This window comes from Streptomyces sp. NPDC005706 (genome assembly GCF_040631045.1).
In the GTDB taxonomy this organism is placed as follows: Bacteria; Actinomycetota; Actinomycetes; order Streptomycetales; family Streptomycetaceae; genus Streptomyces.
The window spans coordinates 16884-36001 of record NZ_JBEXYS010000027.1 but is presented as its reverse complement, the minus strand read 5'-3'; the positions used below and the strand labels follow the sequence as shown (position 1 = coordinate 36001).

19 protein-coding genes are annotated in these 19118 nt (G+C 69.1%); 6 read left to right on the top strand and 13 right to left on the bottom strand.

Annotated elements, in window-relative coordinates; translation table 11 throughout:
• Window positions 1-1011: 1011 nt before the first annotated feature.
• Both ABZ478_RS30455 and ABZ478_RS30450 read left to right on the top strand, forming a co-directional pair.
• Window positions 1012-1458 (top strand): hypothetical protein, encoded by a 447-nt coding sequence (locus tag ABZ478_RS30455; protein ID WP_359554175.1) that lies wholly within the window; start codon window positions 1012-1014, stop codon window positions 1456-1458.
• 61 nt (window positions 1459-1519) lie between these two features.
• Window positions 1520-2515, top strand: coding sequence for a L,D-transpeptidase family protein (locus tag ABZ478_RS30450; RefSeq protein WP_359554173.1), 996 nt, complete (start codon window positions 1520-1522; stop codon window positions 2513-2515).
• A gap of 59 nt (window positions 2516-2574) precedes the next feature.
• Here the strand turns inward: ABZ478_RS30450 and ABZ478_RS30445 are convergent, their stop codons facing one another.
• Complete coding sequence (locus ABZ478_RS30445) at window positions 2575-3216, bottom strand: TetR/AcrR family transcriptional regulator (protein ID WP_359554171.1); 642 nt, start codon at window positions 3214-3216, stop codon at window positions 2575-2577.
• Window positions 3217-3296: 80 nt separating this feature from the next.
• Between ABZ478_RS30445 and ABZ478_RS30440 the strand changes: the two genes are divergently transcribed.
• From ABZ478_RS30440 to ABZ478_RS30425, 4 genes are all read left to right on the top strand, one after another.
• Window positions 3297-4082 carry an ATP-binding cassette domain-containing protein gene (locus ABZ478_RS30440; protein WP_359554170.1) on the top strand — a complete coding sequence of 262 codons (786 nt, stop codon included), beginning with the start codon at window positions 3297-3299 and terminating at the stop codon, window positions 4080-4082.
• 9 nt (window positions 4083-4091) lie between these two features.
• Window positions 4092-4841 (top strand): ABC transporter permease, encoded by a 750-nt coding sequence (locus ABZ478_RS30435; RefSeq protein WP_359554168.1) that lies wholly within the window; start codon window positions 4092-4094, stop codon window positions 4839-4841.
• A gap of 13 nt (window positions 4842-4854) precedes the next feature.
• A complete protein-coding gene (locus ABZ478_RS30430; RefSeq protein WP_358935958.1) occupies window positions 4855-5427 on the top strand; it encodes a cob(I)yrinic acid a,c-diamide adenosyltransferase in 573 nt (190 codons plus the stop codon).
• A 376-nt stretch (window positions 5428-5803) separates the two neighbouring features.
• Window positions 5804-7624, top strand: coding sequence for a glycoside hydrolase family 18 chitinase (locus ABZ478_RS30425; RefSeq protein WP_359554165.1), 1821 nt, complete (start codon window positions 5804-5806; stop codon window positions 7622-7624).
• 65 nt (window positions 7625-7689) lie between these two features.
• Here the strand turns inward: ABZ478_RS30425 and ABZ478_RS30420 are convergent, their stop codons facing one another.
• From ABZ478_RS30420 to glyA, 12 genes are all read right to left on the bottom strand, one after another.
• The gene (locus ABZ478_RS30420) at window positions 7690-8136 is read right to left on the bottom strand and encodes a DUF2550 domain-containing protein (protein WP_358935954.1); all 447 of its coding nucleotides are present in this window, start codon (window positions 8134-8136) and stop codon (window positions 7690-7692) included.
• 153 nt (window positions 8137-8289) lie between these two features.
• Window positions 8290-8667 (bottom strand): F0F1 ATP synthase subunit epsilon, encoded by a 378-nt coding sequence (locus ABZ478_RS30415; RefSeq protein ID WP_061927131.1) that lies wholly within the window; start codon window positions 8665-8667, stop codon window positions 8290-8292.
• 111 nt (window positions 8668-8778) lie between these two features.
• Window positions 8779-10215, bottom strand: a complete 1437-nt coding sequence (gene atpD, locus ABZ478_RS30410; RefSeq protein WP_359554162.1) for a F0F1 ATP synthase subunit beta — start codon at window positions 10213-10215, stop codon at window positions 8779-8781.
• Complete coding sequence (locus ABZ478_RS30405; RefSeq protein ID WP_359554160.1) at window positions 10215-11132, bottom strand: F0F1 ATP synthase subunit gamma; 918 nt, start codon at window positions 11130-11132, stop codon at window positions 10215-10217. The genes atpD and ABZ478_RS30405 overlap by 1 nt, the downstream gene beginning before the upstream one ends.
• 21 nt (window positions 11133-11153) lie before the next feature.
• Window positions 11154-12746 (bottom strand): F0F1 ATP synthase subunit alpha, encoded by a 1593-nt coding sequence (gene atpA / locus ABZ478_RS30400; RefSeq protein ID WP_359554159.1) that lies wholly within the window; start codon window positions 12744-12746, stop codon window positions 11154-11156.
• A gap of 140 nt (window positions 12747-12886) precedes the next feature.
• Window positions 12887-13702: a F0F1 ATP synthase subunit delta gene (locus ABZ478_RS30395; RefSeq protein WP_359554158.1), complete on the bottom strand. Its 816-nt coding sequence runs from the start codon at window positions 13700-13702 to the stop codon at window positions 12887-12889.
• Window positions 13699-14247 (bottom strand): F0F1 ATP synthase subunit B, encoded by a 549-nt coding sequence (locus tag ABZ478_RS30390; RefSeq protein ID WP_359554156.1) that lies wholly within the window; start codon window positions 14245-14247, stop codon window positions 13699-13701. The genes ABZ478_RS30395 and ABZ478_RS30390 overlap by 4 nt, the downstream gene beginning before the upstream one ends.
• 39 nt (window positions 14248-14286) lie before the next feature.
• Window positions 14287-14523 (bottom strand): F0F1 ATP synthase subunit C, encoded by a 237-nt coding sequence (locus ABZ478_RS30385; protein ID WP_199212019.1) that lies wholly within the window; start codon window positions 14521-14523, stop codon window positions 14287-14289.
• 69 nt (window positions 14524-14592) lie between these two features.
• A complete protein-coding gene (gene atpB / locus ABZ478_RS30380; protein WP_199213661.1) occupies window positions 14593-15363 on the bottom strand; it encodes a F0F1 ATP synthase subunit A in 771 nt (256 codons plus the stop codon).
• A gap of 273 nt (window positions 15364-15636) precedes the next feature.
• Entirely contained in the window at window positions 15637-16074 is a 438-nt protein-coding gene (locus ABZ478_RS30375; RefSeq protein ID WP_359554155.1) for a hypothetical protein, read from the bottom strand.
• Window positions 16075-16362: 288 nt separating this feature from the next.
• Window positions 16363-17691, bottom strand: a complete 1329-nt coding sequence (locus ABZ478_RS30370) for an MraY family glycosyltransferase (RefSeq protein ID WP_359554153.1) — start codon at window positions 17689-17691, stop codon at window positions 16363-16365.
• 152 nt (window positions 17692-17843) lie between these two features.
• Window positions 17844-19082 (bottom strand): serine hydroxymethyltransferase, encoded by a 1239-nt coding sequence (glyA, locus tag ABZ478_RS30365; RefSeq protein ID WP_359554150.1) that lies wholly within the window; start codon window positions 19080-19082, stop codon window positions 17844-17846.
• Window positions 19083-19118 lie beyond the last annotated feature (36 nt).

Genomic DNA, 19118 nt, shown 5'->3' with positions numbered 1-19118 from the left:
GCGCTTCGCCAGGGTGATGTTCTCCTTCACCCGGCCCCGGCCCACCCCGTACTCCAGATCCGCGCCTTGCACGGCGTCCTTGTACGTGACCGTCGAGCCCTTCGCCACCGGCCTCAAGGCGTCGGCGTCCTTGAGGCCGAGGGTGACGGAACGGCCGTCCGGCGACTGGAACTTCACCAGCCGGCCGGCGTGCGAGCCGAACCAGCTCCGGCCCTCGTTGGCCGTGTTGGCGAAGTCGAAGCCCTTCGCGTCCGTCGTGTGGACGGCGGTGTCGATCGGCTTCCAGGAGGCCTTCTTCCCCGAGCCCGAGCGGTACGACGTCGGCACCGCCGACAGCTCCGCCTGCACCCGGCCGTCCGACATCCGCCAGAACCGCGCACTCGACGTACGCCGGCTCTTCAGCTCCGCGACCCGCTTCGCCTTGGCCGCCCGCTTGCCCCTCGGCAGCTTCTGCCGGTCGGCGACCTCCAGCTCGTCGTGCGACGGGGGCGCCGCGAGCTCGTGCTCGTCGTCGTCATCGGCACCGAACCATCCCTTTACGGTGTCGACTACCCCCTTTCCGCCACCATCGTCGGAATCCGTTGCCGCATATGCGGCCTGCGGCAACGCGGTACTGACCACCGCGGAGACCACAAGGCACGCGGCAAGCCTGCCCAATTTGGGTTTCACCGCAACCCTTTCTTCGTGTTTGACGTCGTAAAAACCGGCAACGTGCCAACCAGACTGCAAAGAAGAGCCAGGTCAGACGTAGCGGCGCCGCGGTTCTAATCACCCGGGTGATGCCGTGTCAAGTGACCTCTCAAGTCCGACACTTCGGCACTCGCGGGTTTTCTCCGCCCGGTTTGTCCGCCCACTTGCGACCGTCGCGCGCCATCACGTATAAGGAGCCGGTTGCGGAGCTGAAAGGGATTGTTCATGGGCGCGGAAAAGCCGTCGGCGGAGTCTGCCGAGGAGAATTCGGAAACCGTTGAGGAAAGCGCGGAATCCGCGAGCACACCGGAAAAGGACCAGGTGCCGGCCGCCGGTGCCGGCCGCCGTCCGGACCGGGCCGGCCTGCTCGTCGCCGGTGGCGTGCTGGCCGCGTGCGGCGGGCTCGTGCTGTACGGCGTCCTCGGTGGCGACGGGGACGACACCCCGGCCCAGCATCGGACCCCCACCGCCTCCGTCACCTACGAGGTGACCGGCACCGGCACCGCCGACCTCACCTTCCAGGCCCGCAGCGAGTCCGGGACGGCCACCGTGGTCCGGGCCGCCCGGCTGCCCTGGCACCGGACCGTCGAGGTCCCGGTCGGCCGGGACCCGCTCATCAACATCGTGCTCGGCGAGGGCGGCGGCACCGCGCACTGCGCACTCGCCGTCCGCGGCCACCACGTCCAGAGCGCCACCGCCAGCGGGAACTTCGGCCGGGCCACCTGCTCCGGCGCCCTGCCCGCCCCGGAGGGCCCGAAGCAGGGCTGAGCCCCTCGCGCCGGCCGCCCGCCACGCTTCCCGCCTCCCCCGTCCTCCCACCCTCACCTCGATGAAGGATCACCTCGTGCTGTCCGAAACATCCGCTCCGCTCATCTCCCGGCCCGCCCCCTCCCGCCCCCGCAGGCTCCTCGCCACGGCCGCGGCGGGCGGTGCGCTGCTCCTCGTGTCGGGCTGCGGAAGCGGCGATGCCGGCGCCGACCCCGCCGAGCAGGTCGCCGCCGAGGCCACCGTCGAGTCCGGTGCCTCGGCCACCGGGTCCGCGAGCGCGTCCGCGTCCGCGTCGACGTCGGCGTCCGCGTCCGCCTCGGCCTCGGCCTCCGCATCGTCGTCCGCGTCGGCCGAGCCGAGTGCCGGCGCCTCTTCGAAGGAGACGGCGTCCGCCTCCGGCGCCCACGCCCGTTCCGGCGGCGGTTCAGGCGCGGGCGCGGGGAGTTCGGGCACCGGGAGCGCACCCGACTTCCCCGTCCCGGTCGAGGTCGGCGACGCCACTCAGGTCATCACCGTCAAGGCGAGCGGCTCCTACGCCACGGTCACGGCCTGGGCCAAGGAAACCGCCGGCTGGAAGGCGCAGTTCAGCACGGGTGCCGGGCGGGTCGGGTCGAACGGCGTGACGAACGGGGCGACCCGGCGGCAGAGCACGTACACCACGCCGTCCGGGACCTACACCATCACCGAGGGGTTCGGCGTCCAGGCGGGCGGCACGAGCATGCCGTACCACGTGGTCGGGTCCGACGACTGGTGGGTGGAGGACCCGCAGTCGAAGTACTACAACTCGATGCACGGCGAGGCGGGCGCCGACTTCCCGCTCACGGAGTCCGGCGACCGGGGCAGCGAGCACCTGGTCAACTACCCGACGCAGTACGCCAAGGCCCTCGTCATCAACTTCAACCGGTGGCCGGCCACCCCGGGCCGGGGAGCGGGGATCTTCCTGCACGTCAACGGATCGGGGGCGACGGCCGGCTGTGTGTCGGTGCCACGCGCCACGATGGACGGCATCATGTCCTGGATCCGGCCCGCCGCCCACCCGCGCATCGCCATCGGCTGACGCGGGCCGGCCCTGGCCGGCCGCCGGATGCAAGCCCGTGGCCAGATCCTTCAGGCCTTTCAGGCCCCGGCGCGCACCGCGTACGTGAGGACCTGCTCGCTCAGCAGGTCCTCGATGTCGTCGAGGAGGGCGAGCACCTCCCGCGAGACATCGCGCGGATCGCGCCCCCTGACCATCTCGCGGCCGATGACCGCCATGACCGTACTGTGCGCCCAGGCGATCTGGCCGGCCATCAGATGCGGCAGGTCGTCGTCGTCCGCGGCGCCGGTCTCCTCGCGCAGCTCCCGCTCCAGGGTGGACTGCACCTCCTGGCCGATGCCCCACAGCCGGGAGCGCAGCGCGGGAGCCTCCTCGATGACCCTCATGAACGCCGCGTACCCGGGGATGAGCCCCACCCGCGGGGACACCGCCTCGACCTCCTCGCGCAGTTCGCGCAGCACGGCGGCGACCGCCGACTCACCGGCCGGGCGGCCGCGCACCCAGCGGGCGAGCCGGTCGACCATGCCGGCGGAGCGGTCGAAGAACAGGTCCTCCTTGGCGGGGAAGTAGTTGTAGACGGTGTTGACGGAGACGTCGGCCGCCTCGGCGATCTCCGCGACCGTCACCGCGTCGAACCCGCGCTCGACGAACAGTCCCGTGGCGACATCCGAGATGTACTGCCTGGTCTGCCGTTTCTTCCGCTCCCTGAGCCCCTCAGCCATGCCCGCATCCTAGCTTCGCTGGGTCCGATGAAAACTTGGGGTCATTGCAAAATTTAAGAGACTCTGTTTTTCTGTACGCCATGGCAGCAGTCATCAGCGCGGCCGGCCTGGCCCGCACCTTCCAGACGAAAGCCGGCCCGGTGGAGGCCGTACGGTGTGTCGACCTCGCCGTCCGGGAGGGCGAGATCCTCGGCCTCCTCGGGCCCAACGGCGCCGGCAAGACCACCACCCTCCGGATGCTCAACACCCTGCTGAAGCCCACCGGCGGCGCGGCGACCGTCGCCGGGTACGACCTGGCCACCGAGCCGGGCGGAGTGCGCCGGGTCTCCGGATACGTCGCCCAGTCAGGCGGGGTCGACCCGCGGGTCACCGTCCGGGAGGAGCTGGTCACCCAGGCCCGGATGTACCGCCTGCCGAAGGCCGAGGCGGTCAGGCGCACCGCCGAACTCGCCCGCGAGCTGGACCTCACCGAGCTGCTCGACCGCAGGACGGCCGCGCTCTCCGGCGGCCAGCGGCGCCGTCTGGACATCGCGATGGCGCTCACCCACCGCCCGAAGGTGCTGTTCCTCGACGAGCCGACGACCGGCCTCGACCCCGGCAGCCGCGCCGACCTGTGGGACCTGGTCCGCGGGCTCCGTGACCGGCACGGCACGACCGTCTGCCTGACCACCCACTACCTGGACGAGGCCGACGCCCTCGCCGACCGCCTGGTCGTCGTCGACCGGGGTGTCGTGGTGGCCGACGGCACGCCGAGCGCGCTCAAGCTGGCGCACGGCGGCTCGATCGACGCCACCCTCCAGGACACCTTCCTCGCCATCACCGGCCGCGGTCCCGCCCCGGCCGACGCCGCCCCCCTCGCCGTATAGGACGCCCGCATGCTGCTGCACGACACGGCCCTCGTCTACGGCCGCTATCTCCGTCAGTCCCTGCGCTCGCGTTTCGCCCTGCTCTTCGGTGTGCTGACGCCCCTGCTGTACCTCCTCTTCTTCGGGCCGCTGCTCACCGGCCTGCCACTGGGCGGCGACGGCAGCTCCTGGCAGGTGCTGGTGCCCGGACTGCTGCTCCAACTGGGTCTGTTCGGCGCTCTGTTCGCTGGCTTCACCATCATCATGGAGAACGCCCAGGGGGTGCTGGAGCGAATGCGGGTGACCCCCGTCAGCCGTCTCGCCCTGCTCCTCGGCCGGGTCCTGCGGGACGCCACGGTCTTCGTCCTCCAGGCGGTGCTGCTGGTGCTGGCCGCACTCGTGATGGGCCTGCGCGCACCGCTGCCGGGCATCCTCATCGGCTTCGCCTTCGTCGCCCTGCTCACGGTGTCGCTGGCCTCGCTGTCGTACGCGCTGGCGATGAAGGTGCGCACCCCGCAGGAGTTCGGGCCGCTGATCAACGCGGTGTCGATGCCGTCGATGCTGCTGTCCGGCCTGATGCTCCCGATGACCCTCGGGCCGGCCTGGCTGAACCTGCTCTCGCACTGCGTGCCGTTCCGCTATCTGGTGGACGCGGTCCGCGACGCCTACGTCGGCCGGTACACGAGCGCGCACATGCTGTACGGCGGTCTCGTGGCGGTCGGTTTCGCCGTGCTGACCGTGACAGTGGGCACACGCGTGTTCCGGACGGCCGGAGCGTAACTACGCTGGTCACATGGTCAATCTGACGCGCATCTACACCAGGACCGGCGACAAGGGCACCACCGCCCTCGGCGACATGAGCAGGGTCGCCAAGACGGACCTCAGGATCTCGGCGTACGCCGACGCCAACGAGGCGAACGCGGTGCTCGGCACGGCGATCGCGCTGGGCGGCCTGGACGCGGAGATCGTCGAGGTCCTCACCCGTGTCCAAAACGACCTGTTCGACGTGGGCGCGGACCTGTCGACGCCGGTCAAGGAGAACCCGGAGTTCCCGCCGCTGCGGGTCGAGCAGTTCTACATCGACCGGCTGGAGGCGGACTGCGACCGCTTCAACGAGCGGCTGGAGAAGCTGCGCTCCTTCATCCTCCCGGGCGGCACCGCCGGCGCCGCCCTGCTGCACCAGGCGTGCACCGTGGTCCGCCGGGCCGAGCGCTCCACCTGGGCGGCGCTTGAGGCGCACGGCGAGGTGATGAACCCGCTGACCGCGACCTACCTCAACCGCCTGTCCGACCTGCTGTTCATCCTGGCCCGGACGGCGAACAAGGACACCGGCGACGTGCTGTGGGTGCCGGGCGGGGAGCGCTAGCCGGACGGCCGGGGCGACCGGCGAGGCCAGGATCCGGCGGCCCGCGACCTTCCACTTGCGGAGGGCGCGGGCCGTGCCGTTTCCCGGGGCCGCCAGGGCGGCGGCGAGGGGCCGCCCTACACGGAGATCGTGCGGCGTCAGGAGGCGGCGGAGGGCGCGGCGAAGGCGCATGTCAGCCGTCCGCCGGGGAGGCCGGAGCCGCGCGGCCGGGGGCAAACGGGTGCCCGGGAGCAGGAGTTGGGGATCCGGCCGGAGCCGAGGAACAAGTGGTCCAGACCTATTGACCATGTGGTCCAGACCTTTCTATTCTCGCGGCACTGTGGGCGTGAAGGCTCAGTCATGCCCCTGACACCCCCGATGAAGAGGGAGGCGCAGCATGCGCTTCAGACACAGAGCCGCGGCAGGGTTCGCGACCCTGTTGCTCCCCCTGGCCGGCCTGGTCGGTCTCGCGAGCCCCGCCCAGGCCGCGGCGAACGCGACGGCGAGCTTCACCAAGACCAGCGACTGGGGCACCGGCTTCGGCGGTCAGTGGACCGTGAAGAACACCGGCACCAGCGCCATCAGTTCCTGGACCGTCGAGTGGGACTTCCCCTCCGGTACGTCCGTCACCTCCGCGTGGGACGCGGACGTCACGAACTCCGGCACCCACTGGACCGCCAAGAACAAGTCCTACAACGGCAGCATCGCCCCCGGTGCCACCGTCTCCTTCGGCTTCAACGGCGCGGGTCCCGGCTCGCCGTCCAACTGCAAGCTGAACGGCGACAGCTGCGACGGCACCACGGTCCCCGGTGACGCGGCACCCTCCGCCCCCGGCAACCCGACCGCATCCGGCATCACCGACACCTCGGTGAAGCTCTCCTGGGGTGCGGCCACCGACGACAAGGGCGTCAAGAACTACGACGTCCTGCGCGACGGCAAGGTCGTCTCCACGGTGACGGCCACCTCGTACACCGACACCGGTCTGACCGCGGGCACCGACTACTCCTACACCGTGCGGGCCCGCGACACCGCCGACCAGACCGGACCGGTCAGCGGCGCGGTCGCCGTGCACACCACCGGCGGCGGCACCACTCCCCCGCCCACCGGCGACAAGGTCAAGCTCGGCTACTTCACCGAGTGGGGCATCTACGGACGCAACTACAACGTCAAGAACCTGGTGACGTCCGGCTCCGCCGCCAAGATCACGCACATCAACTACGCCTTCGGCAACGTCACCGGCGGCAAGTGCGCGATCGGCGACTCCTACGCCGACTACGACAAGGCGTTCACCGCCGACCAGTCCGTCAGCGGCACCGCCGACACCTGGGACCAGCCGCTGCGCGGCAACTTCAACCAGCTCCGTCAGCTCAAGGCCAAGTACCCGAACATCAAGGTGCTGTGGTCCTTCGGCGGGTGGACCTGGTCCGGCGGCTTCGGCGAGGCAGCGAAGAACCCGGCCGCCTTCGCGCAGTCCTGCTACGACCTGGTCGAGGACCCGCGCTGGGCCGACGTCTTCGACGGCATCGACATCGACTGGGAGTACCCGAACGCCTGCGGGCTGAGCTGTGACACCAGCGGGGCGGCGGCCTTCAAGAACGTGATGGCCGCGCTGCGCGCCAAGTTCGGCTCGAACAACCTGGTCACCGCGGCCACCACCGCCGACGGCTCGAACGGCGGCAAGATCGAGGCCGCCGACTACGCCGGCGCCGCGAGCTCCGTCGACTGGTACAACGTGATGACGTACGACTTCTTCGGCGCCTGGGACGCCAAGGGCCCGACCGCCCCGCACTCCCCGCTCACCTCGTACTCCGGCATCCCGAAGGACGGCTTCACCACCGCCGACGCGATGGCCAAGTTCAAGGCGATCGGTGTTCCGGCGAAGAAGCTGCTCATCGGCATCGGCTTCTACGGCCGCGGCTGGACCGGTGTCACCCAGGACGCCCCGGGCGGCACGGCCACGGGCCCGGCGGCGGGCACCTACGAGCAGGGCATCGAGGACTACAAGGTGCTCAAGACGTCCTGCCCGGCCACCGGCACCGTCGCGGGCACCGCGTACGCGCACTGCGGCGGCAACTGGTGGTCCTACGACACCCCGGCCACCATCGCCGGCAAGATGACCTGGGCCAAGAACCAGGGCCTGGGCGGCGCGTTCTTCTGGGAGTTCAGCGGAGACACCAGCAACGGCGAGCTGGTGAGCGCGATCAGCAACAACCTGTAGGCGAGCGTCACCCGCTCAGAGCCGCATTCGCTCCCCTCGGCCTCGGCCGGGGGAAGTGGGTGCGGCTACGCCACGTTCACCCGCTGTCCGGGCGGGGCCGCTTCCAGCCACGCGAGGAATCCGGTCAGCGCGTCCTCGCTCATCGCCAGTTCGAGGCGCGTGCCCCGGTGGGTGCAGGCGAGGATCACCGCGTCGGAGAGCAGCGCCAGCTCCTCCTCGCCCTCCGGGAGCCGGCGGCCGGCCACCTCGATGGCGGCGCGCTCCAGGACACGGCGCGGGCGCAGGGCGTAGGAGAAGACCCGGTACCACTCGATCCGGTCGCCGTTGTAGCGGGCGACGCCGTAGCTCCAGCCCTTGCCGCCGGCGTCCGGTTTCTCGGGCACGTCCCAGCGCAGCGAACAGTCGAAGGTTCCACCGGAGCGCTGGATCAGTCGGCGGCGCAGCCCGAACAGGAACAGTCCCACCACCACGAGCGCGATCACGATTCCGCACACAGTCAGAGCGAGGACCATCGGCACCGACCTCCTCGTCTCCCAGACAGTGTCACTGCGCTAACAACTGAGTAATGAAACCCAAAAAACACCCACATCTGCCTCAGCCGCGGTCGGTACCGGATTGCTCCGGACCGACCGCGGCTGAGTGACGTCATCACACCGCGCGCTGGATCAACGCGCCGCCGTCGCCGCCCGCAGACGGACGTCGGCGCGGCGCTGTGCCTCCGCGTCGTCCTCCGCCTTCGCGCGCTCGAGCTCGCGCTCCGTGCGCTGGACATCGATCTCGTCCGACAGTTCGGCGATCTCGGCCAGCAGCGACAGCTTGTTGTCCGCGAACGAGATGAAACCGCCGTGCACCGCGGCGACGACCGTTCCACCATCACTCGTACGGATGGTCACCGGGCCCGACTCCAGCACACCGAGCAGCGGCTGGTGACCGGGCATGACGCCGATGTCGCCGGACGTGGTGCGCGCGACGACCAGGGTGGCCTCGCCGGACCAGACCTGGCGGTCGGCGGCGACCAGCTCGACGTGCAGCTCAGCAGCCAAGGGTGGCTCCTCGGGTCACCACCCGGCGGGGATGCCGGGTGTTGGGGTCAATTCTAGAGGGCGTGAGTGAGGGGGCGGGACGCACCCGCCCCCTCACCGAGAGCACGGGGCTCAGGAGACGCCCAGCTCCTTGGCGTTGTTCTTGAGGTCCTCAAGACCACCGCACATGAAGAACGCCTGCTCCGGGAAGTGGTCGTACTCGCCGTCGCAGATCGCGTTGAACGCGGCGATCGACTCGTCCAGCGGCACGTCCGAACCGTCCACGCCGGTGAACTGCTTGGCGACGTGGGTGTTCTGGGACAGGAAGCGCTCCACGCGACGGGCACGGTGGACGACGAGCTTGTCCTCCTCGCCGAGCTCGTCGATACCGAGGATCGCGATGATGTCCTGGAGGTCCTTGTACTTCTGCAGGATCGTCTTCACGCGCATGGCCGCGTTGTAGTGATCCGCGGCGATGTAGCGCGGGTCCAGGATCCGGGACGTGGAGTCCAGCGGGTCCACGGCCGGGTAGATGCCCTTCTCGGAGATCGGACGGGACAGAACCGTCGTCGCGTCGAGGTGGGCGAAGGTGGTGGCCGGGGCCGGGTCGGTCAGGTCGTCCGCGGGGACGTAGATCGCCTGCATCGAGGTGATCGAGTGACCGCGGGTCGACGTGATGCGCTCCTGGAGGAGACCCATCTCGTCGGCCAGGTTCGGCTGGTAACCCACCGCGGACGGCATACGGCCGAGCAGCGTGGAGACCTCGGAACCGGCCTGCGTGAAGCGGAAGATGTTGTCGATGAAGAACAGCACGTCCTGCTTCTGGACGTCGCGGAAGTACTCGGCCATGGTGAGGCCGGCCAGCGCGACGCGCAGACGGGTGCCCGGGGGCTCGTCCATCTGGCCGAAGACCAGCGCGGTCTTGTCGATGACGCCGGAGTCCGACATCTCCTCGATCAGGTCGTTGCCCTCACGGGTGCGCTCACCGACACCGGCGAACACGGAGACACCGTCGTGGTTGTTGGCGACACGGTAGATCATCTCCTGGATGAGCACCGTCTTGCCGACACCGGCACCGCCGAACAGACCGATCTTGCCGCCCTTGACGTACGGGGTCAGCAGGTCGATGACCTTGACGCCGGTCTCGAACATCTCGGTCTTCGACTCGAGCTCGTCGAAGTTCGGGGCCTTGCGGTGGATGCCCCAGCGCTCGCCGTCGTACTGCTCGTCGACGTTCAGCACCTCACCGAGGGTGTTGAACACCTTGCCCTTGGTGAAGTCACCGACGGGCACCGTGATGGAGTTGCCGGTGTCGACGACCGGGGCCTGGCGGACCAGACCGTCGGTGGGCTGCATGGAGATGGTGCGGACCAGGCCGTCACCGAGGTGCTGCGCGACCTCGAGGGTCAGCGTCTTCTTCTGGCCGGCGTTGGCCGGGTCGGCCACCTCGACGTGAAGGGCGTTGTAGATGTCCGGCATCGCGTCGACGGGGAACTCCACGTCGACGACCGGGCCGATGACCCGGGCGACGCGGCCCGTAGCCGTCGCGGTCTCAACAGTGGTGGTCATTATCGGTCACTCCCCGCGGTCGCGTCGGCCAGGGCGCTGGCGCCACCGACGATCTCGCTGATTTCCTGGGTGATTTCGGCCTGGCGGGCCGCGTTGGCAAGACGGGAGAGCATGTTGATCAGCTCGCCCGCGTTGTCGGTGGCCGACTTCATCGCGCGCCGCGTGGCGGCGTGCTTCGAAGCGGCCGACTGGAGCAGCGCGTTGTAGATCCGGCTTTCCACGTAGCGCGGCAGCAGGGCGTCGAGGACGTCCTCCGCCGACGGCTCGAAGTCGTACAGCGGGAGGATCTCGCCCTTGGGGACGGCCTCCTCGGCGACCTCTTCGAGACGCAGCGGCAGCAGCCTGGCGTCGAGCGCGGTCTGCGTCATCATCGAGACGAACTCGGTGTAGACGATGTGGAGTTCGTCCACGCCGCCGTCCGCCGTCTCCTTCTCGATGGCCTCGATCAGAGGCGCCGCCACCTGCTTGGCGTCCGCGTACGAGGGCTCGTCCGTGAAGCCCGTGAACGACTCCGCGACCTTGCGCTCACGGAAGTTGTAGTGGGCGACACCACGACGGCCGACGATGTACGTGTCGACCTGCTTGCCCTCGCGCTCCAGGCGCTCGGTCAGCTTCTCCGCCGCCTTGATGGCGTTGGAGTTGAAGGCGCCGGCCAGACCGCGGTCGCTCGTGAGGAGCAGAACCGCGGCGCGGGCCGGGTTCTCCGCCTCGGTGGTGAGCGGGTGCTTGGTGTTCGAACCCGTACCGACCGCCGTGACCGCGCGCGTCAGCTCGGTCGCGTACGGCGTGGAGGCCGCCACCTTGCGCTGCGCCTTGACGACGCGCGAGGCGGCGATCATCTCCATCGCCTTGGTGATCTTCTTGGTCGCGCTGACGGATCGGATGCGACGCTTGTAGACCCGGAGCTGGGCTCCCATGAGTCAGGTCCCTTCCTTACGTCACTTGGCGGCAGCGGCAGGAGTGTCCTCGCCGAGCAGCTTGCCGTCCGAGGTCTCGAACTGCTTCTTGAACTCCGCGACGGCGTCGTCGATCGCCTGGATCGTGTCGCTCGACATCTTGGCGCCCTCACGGATGGAGGTGAGCAGGCCCGACTCCTTGCGGTGCAGGTAGTCCAGCAGCTCCCGCTCGAAGCGGCGGATGTCGGCGACCGGGACGTCGTCCATACGGCCGTTGGTACCGGCCCAGACGGAGACGACCTGGTCCTCGGTCGACATCGGCTGGTACTGGTCCTGCTTCAGCAGCTCGACCATGCGCTGACCGCGCTCCAGCTGGGCCTTCGAGGCCGCGTCCAGGTCGGAACCGAAGGCGGCGAACGCCTCGAGCTCACGGAACTGGGCGAGGTCCACACGGAGGCGGCCGGAGACCTGGCGCATCGCCTTGTGCTGCGCGGAACCACCGACTCGGGAGACGGAGATACCGACGTTCAGCGCGGGGCGCTGACCGGCGTTGAACAGGTCCGACTCCAGGAAGCACTGGCCGTCGGTGATGGAGATGACGTTGGTCGGGATGAACGCCGACACGTCGTTGGCCTTGGTCTCGACGATCGGGAGACCGGTCATCGAGCCGGCGCCCATCTCGTCGGAGAGCTTGGCGCAGCGCTCCAGCAGGCGGGAGTGCAGGTAGAAGACGTCACCCGGGTAGGCCTCGCGGCCCGGCGGGCGGCGCAGCAGCAGCGACACGGCGCGGTAGGCGTCGGCCTGCTTCGACAGGTCGTCGAAGATGATGAGGACGTGCTTGCCCTCGTACATCCACTGCTGACCGATGGCCGAACCGGTGTACGGCGCCAGGTACTTGAAGCCGGCCGGGTCGGACGCCGGGGCGGCGACGATGGTCGTGTACTCCAGGGCGCCGTTCTCCTCCAGCGCGCGGCGCACGCCGGCGATGGTGGAGCCCTTCTGGCCGATGGCGACGTAGATGCAGCGGACCTGCTTCTTCGGGTCGCCCGAGCGCCAGTTGTCGCGCTGGTTGATGATCGTGTCGACGGCCAGGGCGGTCTTGCCGGTCTGACGGTCACCGATGATCAGCTGACGCTGACCACGGCCGATCGGGGTCATGGCGTCGACGGCCTTGTAGCCGGTCTCCATCGGCTCGTGCACCGACTTGCGCTGCATGACCGTGGGGGCCTGCAGCTCGAGGGCGCGGCGGCCGGACGTCTCGATCTCGCCGAGGCCGTCGATCGGGTTGCCGAGCGGGTCGACGACGCGGCCGAGGTAGCCCTCGCCGACCGCGACGGAGAGGACCTCACCGGTGCGGTGCACCGGCTGTCCCTCCTCGATACCGCTGAACTCACCGAGTACGACGGCACCGATCTCGCGCTCTTCCAGGTTCAGCGCGAGACCGAGGGAGCCGTCCTCGAACTTCAGCAGCTCGTTCGCCATGGCCGAGGGCAGGCCCTCGATCTTGGCGATACCGTCGCCGGCGACGGTGACCGTACCGACCTCCTCGCGCGAGGCCGCGTCCGGCTTGTACGACTGGACGAAGTTCTCCAGCGCGTCCCGGATCTCCTCCGGCCGGATCGTGAGCTCCGCCATCTGGGTTCCCTGCTCTCCTTGTTGGGCCCGAAGTTTCACTTTGGGGGGATGGGGACTCCCCCCTGAATGAGGTGAATCCTCTGCACGGCCCAACCAGGGCCGTAAGCACGTCTTGCGTTTTCTCGATTGCCGAGGTGTCGCTAGCTCGCCATACGGCGGGCCGCGTCCTCCAGCCGGTCCGCGAGGGAGCCGTTGATGACCTCGTCACCGACCTGCACCCGGATCCCGCCGACGACCTCGGGGTCGACGTCCAGGTTGAGGTGCATCCGGCGGCCGTAGAGCTTGGTCAGGGCGGCGCCGAGGCGCTGCCTCTGCCCGTCGCTCAGCGGCACCGCCGACGTGACGACGGCGACCATGCGGTCCCGGCGCTCGGCGGCGAGCTTGGACAGGGACTCCAGTCCCGATTCCAGGCTACGTCCACGCGGCGCGGACACCAGGCGCGTGACCAGACGCTCGGTGGCGGGCTTGGCCCGGCCGCCGAGGAGCCGGCGCAGCAGCTCGGCCTTGGCCGAGACGCTCGCCGAGCGGTCGGTGAGCGCGGCACGCAGCTCGGTGTTCGAGGAGACGATCCGGCCGAACCGGAACAGCTCGTCCTCGACGTCGTCGAGCGTGCCCGTCTTCTGCGCCGAGGTGAGGTCGGCGACGTTCGCCAGCTCCTCCAGGGCGTCCACCAGGTCGCGCGGCTGCGACCAGCGGGAACGGACCAGGCCGGACACCAGGTCGACGGTGGTCGTGCCGACCTGACCGCCGATCAGCCGCTGGACCAGCTCGGCCTTGGCCTCACCGGGCTGCGCCGGGTCGGTGAGGACCCGACGCAGGCTGGGCTCGCGGTCGAGCAGCGCGGTGACGGCCGCCAGCTCGTCCGCGAGCTTCGTCGCGTCCACGGACGTGGAGTCCGTCAGCGCGTCGAGACGCTCGCGTGCGGCTGCCAGGGCCTCGCGGCTCGCTCCGTTCATCGCGTGGCCTCGGCCTTCTCCTCGAGCTCGTCGAGGAAGCGGTCGATCACACGGCTCTGCCGGGCGTGGTCCTCGAGGGACTCGCCGACGAGCTTGCCGGCCAGGTCGGTGGCGAGCTTGCCGACGTCCTGGCGGAGCGCGCCCGCGGCTGCCTTGCGGTCGGCCTCGATCTGGGAGTGACCCGCGGCGACGATCTCCTCGCGCTGCCGCTGGCCCTCGGCCCGCATCTCGGCGATGAGCGCGGCACCCTGCTCCTGCGCCTCCTGGCGCAGACGCGCGGCCTCGTGCCGGGCCTCGGCGAGCTGAGCCTTGTACTGCTCAAGGACGCTCTGGGCCTCGACCTTCATGGCGTCGGCCTCTTCGATGCCGCCTTCGATCGCCGCGCGACGCTCCTCCAGAACCTTGTTGATGTTCGGAAGCAGCTTCTTCCAGAAGAAGAAGAACACGATGGCGAAGGCGATGGTGCCGACGAGCAGCTCGGGGCCGGCCGGGATGAGCGGGTTCTGCTCTTCCTCGGCCGCCAGCTGTACCAGGTTGGCGATCACATCAGTGCCTTTCGTCGTTTCGTGTCGGGTAAGAGGGAATTACTTACCGAACACGAACGGCATAACGATGCCGATGAGGGCGAGCGCCTCACAGAAGGCGAAGCCCAGGATCTGGTTGGCACGGATCAGGCCGGCCGCCTCGGGCTGACGGGCGAGGGCCTGGGTGCCGTTACCGAAGATGATGCCGACGCCGATGCCGGGGCCGATGGCCGAGAGGCCGTAACCGACGGAACCGAGGGAACCGGAGACAGCGGCGAGGGTCTCAGTGGCAGCCATGCTGAATCTTCCTTCTCTTTACGGACCGGTGGGGATTGGCCACCGGACGACTGGGGGGTGTGTTGAGGCTCAGTGGTGCTCGGCGAGAGCGCCCTGAATGTAGGAGCAGGCCAGCAGTACGAAGACGTACGCCTGGACGGCCTGCACGAAAAGCTCGAAGCAGATCATGACCATGGTCATCACGAAGGAGATGCCGGCGGCCGGGATCATCCAGCTGTTCAGCAGGTACCAGGAGGCGACGGTGAACATCACCAGCATCAGGTGACCGGCGAACATGTTGGCGAAGAGTCGCACCGCGTGCGTGAACGGGCGGACGAACAGGTTCGAGAAGAACTCGATGACCATGACGAGCGGCAGCACCGCGCCGAGCGACTTGTCGTAGCCCGTGACGTTCTTGAAGAAGCCGACGAAGCCGTGGCGCTTGAAGGTCAGGCCGACCCACAGGACCCAGACGAGCAGGGCGAGCACGACGGGGAAGGCGAAGACCGAGGCGACCGGGAACTGGGCCAGCGGGATCACCGACCAGATGTTCATCAGCCAGACGAAGAAGAAGAGGGAGACCATGAGCGGCACCCACTTCTCGCCCTCGCGCTTGCCGAGCGTCTCGTAGACGATGCCGCGGCGCACGAAGTCGTAGCCGGCCTCGCCGATCATCTGCAGCTTGCCGGGGATGACCTTGGCATTGCCGAAGGCGGCCCAGAAGAAGGCGATGACGACGACCGTGGTGACGATCGCGAGGAGCATCACCTTGTTGAACTCGAAGCCGCCGACCGTGGCCATCGGCTTGAACAGGAACGAGTGCAGGCCCGGAGCCGGGAAGCCACACCCGTTGTCGGACATGATCCGACAACTCCAGTCAAAGGCGAGCTGGGTCTGGTCAGCACTCACCGCGGGCTCCTTCGGCGTGACGCATGGGTACGGCAACCTCGTTGTGTCGGCGCGGCGCAAGGCCGCTGATCGGCACTGGACTGGTGTTACGGATGTGGGGGCGGCTGGGGGGCATCAAGCCTCGCGATTGAGCAGGCGTCAGCTCGGATGCCCGCGCCCGCGATGCCGCAGTTGGCACCGGACGATAGCAGGAGATCTCACAGGCCTTTATCCCGCCCCTACCCCTCACGACGGCGGCCCCGTCTTCTCGTGCTTCTCACTCTTCGCTGGGTCGGGATCGACATAGAAGATCTTGGCCTTCATGTGTGCGCGCGCCTGCGCGGCCATCCACACGACGGTCGTGACGACCAGCGACACGGCGAACGCCTTGGCGTTGAAGAGAGAGGTGCCCTTGAAGACGGCGACGAAGATCAGGAGGAGCAACAGCTGAGCCATGTAGAGCATCAGCCCCATGGCCTGGAACAACTGCGGGAGCGTTTTTGCCGTCCACTGCAGCACGTAGAGGCCGATTCCCATGAACAGGATGGCCAGCAGCGTGCCGACGGTCGCGCCGAGAGCACCCTTGCCTCCCGCGATCGCGGCGCTCACGGCGACGGCGATCACGCCGGCGGCCGCTGCTGGCACAGCGATCTGCAGTAGGTTCCGGGCGTCATTTGACGGCATGGCGGCAACTCCGCTTTCACAGGGGGGCAGGTGTCGTCATGGACGAGCGTAGTCCCGGGCTGAGTAGTCGAGACCTCACACCGGCGGACCGTCGCACTACGGTCCTTCGGTCCTATCCGGGGTTCTCGTGAACCGTATCACAAACTATTTGATGAGGTCTTTACCTGCTGGGTGTGCTGGCTGTCACACATGAGTGTGATGGCGCGCGTCTGTGCAAAAACCCAGCCTGTTTGTCTGGTATTGGGGGGCTTTGCTCCCCCACGAGATGGCAATGCTCTAGTCAGATTCTTACCTTGTGGCCTTGCCGATACGTGAACGAGGGCCGATGGCGGTAGCCCCGTTGACCCCTGTCGTACCGGCTGCGACGGGGGTCCGCTCCTCTGCCGCCGGCGGCTCCTGCGACGCGGCATCCGTCGTCTCCGCGGGCAGCACCAGATCCTCGCCCGCGCCGCGACGGCGGTACCGCGGCGGCACGAAGTTCTGTGCCCAGGCCGGGACCCGGGGGGTGAAGCGGGGCAGGAGGAGCAGGATCAGGCCGATGGCGCTCAGGAAGACCACCCCGAGCACGATCCACATCGACGCCGAGTTGACCGAGTAGGCGAGCGCGCCGAAACCGATCAGCGCCGACCAGAAGTACATGATCAGAACCGCCCTGCTGTGCGAGTGGCCGATCTCCAGCAGGCGGTGGTGCAGATGGCCGCGGTCCGCGGCGAACGGCGACTGGCCGCGCCAGGTGCGGCGGACGATGGCCAGCACCAGGTCCGCGGCGGGCACGGCGATTATCGTCAGGGGCAGCAGCAGTGGGATGTAGACGGGCACCGTCTGGTGCACCGCCGCCTTCTCCGAACCCGTGAACAGGGCCAGCGCGTCCGGGTCCACCTGACCGGTGATGGAGATCGCGCCGGCGGCCAGCACCAGCCCGATCAGCATCGAGCCGGAGTCACCCATGAAGATCCGCGCCGGATGCATGTTATGCGGCAGGAAGCCCAGGCACATGCCCATCAGGATGGCCGAGAACAGCGTCGCCGGGGCGGCGGCCTCGATGCCGTACGAGTACCAGATCCGGTAGGCGTAGAGGAAGAACGCGGCCGCCGCGATGCAGACCATGCCGGAGGCCAGGCCGTCGAGGCCGTCCACGAAGTTCACCGCGTTGATCGTGATGACGACCAGCGCCACCGTCAGCAGGGTGCCCTGCCACTGGGTCAGCGCCACGTTGCCGACGCCCGGGACGGGCAGCCACAGGATCGTCAGACCCTGCATGACCATGACGCCGGCGGCGATCATCTGGCCGCCGAGCTTGATCAGCGCGTCGATCTCGAACTTGTCGTCGAGGACACCGATCAGCCAGATCAGCGCGGCCCCGGAGAGCAGCGCACGCGGCTCGTTGGACTTGGCGAAGACCTCGTTGAGGTTGGTCAGGTGGTCCGCGACCAGCAGACCCGCGCACAGTCCGAAGAACATCGCGATCCCGCCGAGCCGCGGAGTGGGTTCCCGGTGCACGTCACGTGCCCGGATCTCCGGCATCGCCCCCGCCACGATCGCGAACTTCCGTACCGGCCCTGTCAGCAGGTACGTCACCGCGGCCGTGATGCAGAGCGTCAGCAGGTATTCACGCACGGGCTTCCCCACAGGTCTCGCTGGCCATCACAGCCTCACACCCTAGCGACGGACGCTTGTGGTTGAGGACTTCCGGGTAGCGACGATGGTTGCACGGGTGGCTGTGAGCCACCGCGCGCGTCCGGGTCCACGCCCCTCCCGCCTACCCCGGTTCACTTCGGATACGGCGGGAATCCGCCGGTCAGCTCGCGCACCTCGGCCCGTGTGGGGGCGGCCTCCGCCTCGCCCCGCAGGACGGCGGCCATGAGCGCGGCGATCCGGACCATCTCCGGTTCTCCCATGCCCTGCGTGGTCACCGCGGCCGTGCCCAGGCGCAGCCCGCGGCCGTCACCGTGGGGAAGGACACAGCAGTCCAACACGATCCCGGCGGCCGCGAGCCGTCCGCGCGCGCTGCGTCCGTCCACGCCGAGCGGGGCCGGATCCGCGGTGATCATGTGGGTGTCGGTGCCGCCGGTGATCACGTGGAGCCCCTCGGCGGTCAGATGGCCGGCCAGCACCCGTGCGTTGGCGACCACCTGGTGGGCGTAGGCGCCGAAGGCCGGGGTCGCCGCCTCGCCGAAGGCGACGGCCTTGGCGGCGATGGTGTGCATCTGCGCGCCGCCCTGGGTGAAGGGGAACACGGCCCGGTCCACCCGCTCGGCCAGCTCGGCGCCGCACAGGATCATCCCGCCGCGGGGGCCGCGCAGCACCTTGTGCGTGGTGGCGCAGACGATGTCGGCGTACGGCACCGGGCTGGGCGCCGCTCTCCCGGCGACCAGACCGATCGGGTGCGCGGCGTCGGCGATCAGATACGCCCCCACCTCGTCGGCGACGTCCCGGAAGAAGGCGTGGTCGAGGTGGCGGGGGTAGGCGATGGAGCCGCAGACGATGGCCTTGGGCCGGTGGTTGCGGGCCAGGTGGCGGACCTGGTCGCGGTCGATGAGGCCGGTCTCGGCGTCGACGCCGTAGCCGACGAAGTCGAACCAGCGGCCGGAGAAGTTCGCGGGCGAGCCGTGGGTGAGATGGCCGCCGTAGGGCAGCCCCAGGGCGAGGACGGTGTCGCCGGGGCGCAGCAGGGCGGCGTAGGCGGCCAGGACGGCCGAGGAGCCCGAGTGGGACTGCACATTGGCGTGCTCGGCGCCGAACAGCGCCATGGCCCGCTCGGCGGCCAGGCGTTCGGCGACGTCGACGATCTCGCAGCCGCCGTGGTGCCGGGCGCCGGGGTAGCCCTCGGCGTATTTGTTGGCGAGCGGCGAGCCGAGGGCGGCCAGCACGGCCGGGGAGGTGAAGTTCTCGGCGGCGATGAGCTGGAGCGTCGTCGACTGCCGGTCCAGCTCCCCGAACAGGATGTCGGCCAGCTCGGGATCCTGTTCCCGCAGGACATCGGTCTCGAGGGCGTGGGTGACCGGCATGGCGGGCTCCGGACGGTCGACGGTGACGTGAGTCCA

Coding starts and splice junctions, on each gene's coding strand:
- ABZ478_RS30445 (WP_359554171.1), bottom strand. CDS start 3,216: ATGGCTGAGGGGCTCAGGGAGCGGAAGAAACGGCAGACCAGGCAGTAC.
- ABZ478_RS30385 (WP_199212019.1), bottom strand. CDS start 14,523: ATGGCTGCCACTGAGACCCTCGCCGCTGTCTCCGGTTCCCTCGGTTCC.
- ABZ478_RS30450 (WP_359554173.1), top strand. CDS start 1,520: ATGAAGGATCACCTCGTGCTGTCCGAAACATCCGCTCCGCTCATCTCC.
- ABZ478_RS30420 (WP_358935954.1), bottom strand. CDS start 8,136: ATGGTCCTCGCTCTGACTGTGTGCGGAATCGTGATCGCGCTCGTGGTG.
- atpA (WP_359554159.1), bottom strand. CDS start 12,746: ATGGCGGAGCTCACGATCCGGCCGGAGGAGATCCGGGACGCGCTGGAG.
- ABZ478_RS30375 (WP_359554155.1), bottom strand. CDS start 16,074: ATGCCGTCAAATGACGCCCGGAACCTACTGCAGATCGCTGTGCCAGCA.
- ABZ478_RS30440 (WP_359554170.1), top strand. CDS start 3,297: ATGGCAGCAGTCATCAGCGCGGCCGGCCTGGCCCGCACCTTCCAGACG.
- ABZ478_RS30425 (WP_359554165.1), top strand. CDS start 5,804: ATGCGCTTCAGACACAGAGCCGCGGCAGGGTTCGCGACCCTGTTGCTC.
- ABZ478_RS30435 (WP_359554168.1), top strand. CDS start 4,092: ATGCTGCTGCACGACACGGCCCTCGTCTACGGCCGCTATCTCCGTCAG.
- ABZ478_RS30395 (WP_359554158.1), bottom strand. CDS start 13,702: ATGAACGGAGCGAGCCGCGAGGCCCTGGCAGCCGCACGCGAGCGTCTC.
- glyA (WP_359554150.1), bottom strand. CDS start 19,082: ATGCCGGTCACCCACGCCCTCGAGACCGATGTCCTGCGGGAACAGGAT.
- ABZ478_RS30405 (WP_359554160.1), bottom strand. CDS start 11,132: ATGGGAGCCCAGCTCCGGGTCTACAAGCGTCGCATCCGATCCGTCAGC.
- atpD (WP_359554162.1), bottom strand. CDS start 10,215: ATGACCACCACTGTTGAGACCGCGACGGCTACGGGCCGCGTCGCCCGG.
- atpB (WP_199213661.1), bottom strand. CDS start 15,363: ATGTCCGACAACGGGTGTGGCTTCCCGGCTCCGGGCCTGCACTCGTTC.
- ABZ478_RS30430 (WP_358935958.1), top strand. CDS start 4,855: ATGGTCAATCTGACGCGCATCTACACCAGGACCGGCGACAAGGGCACC.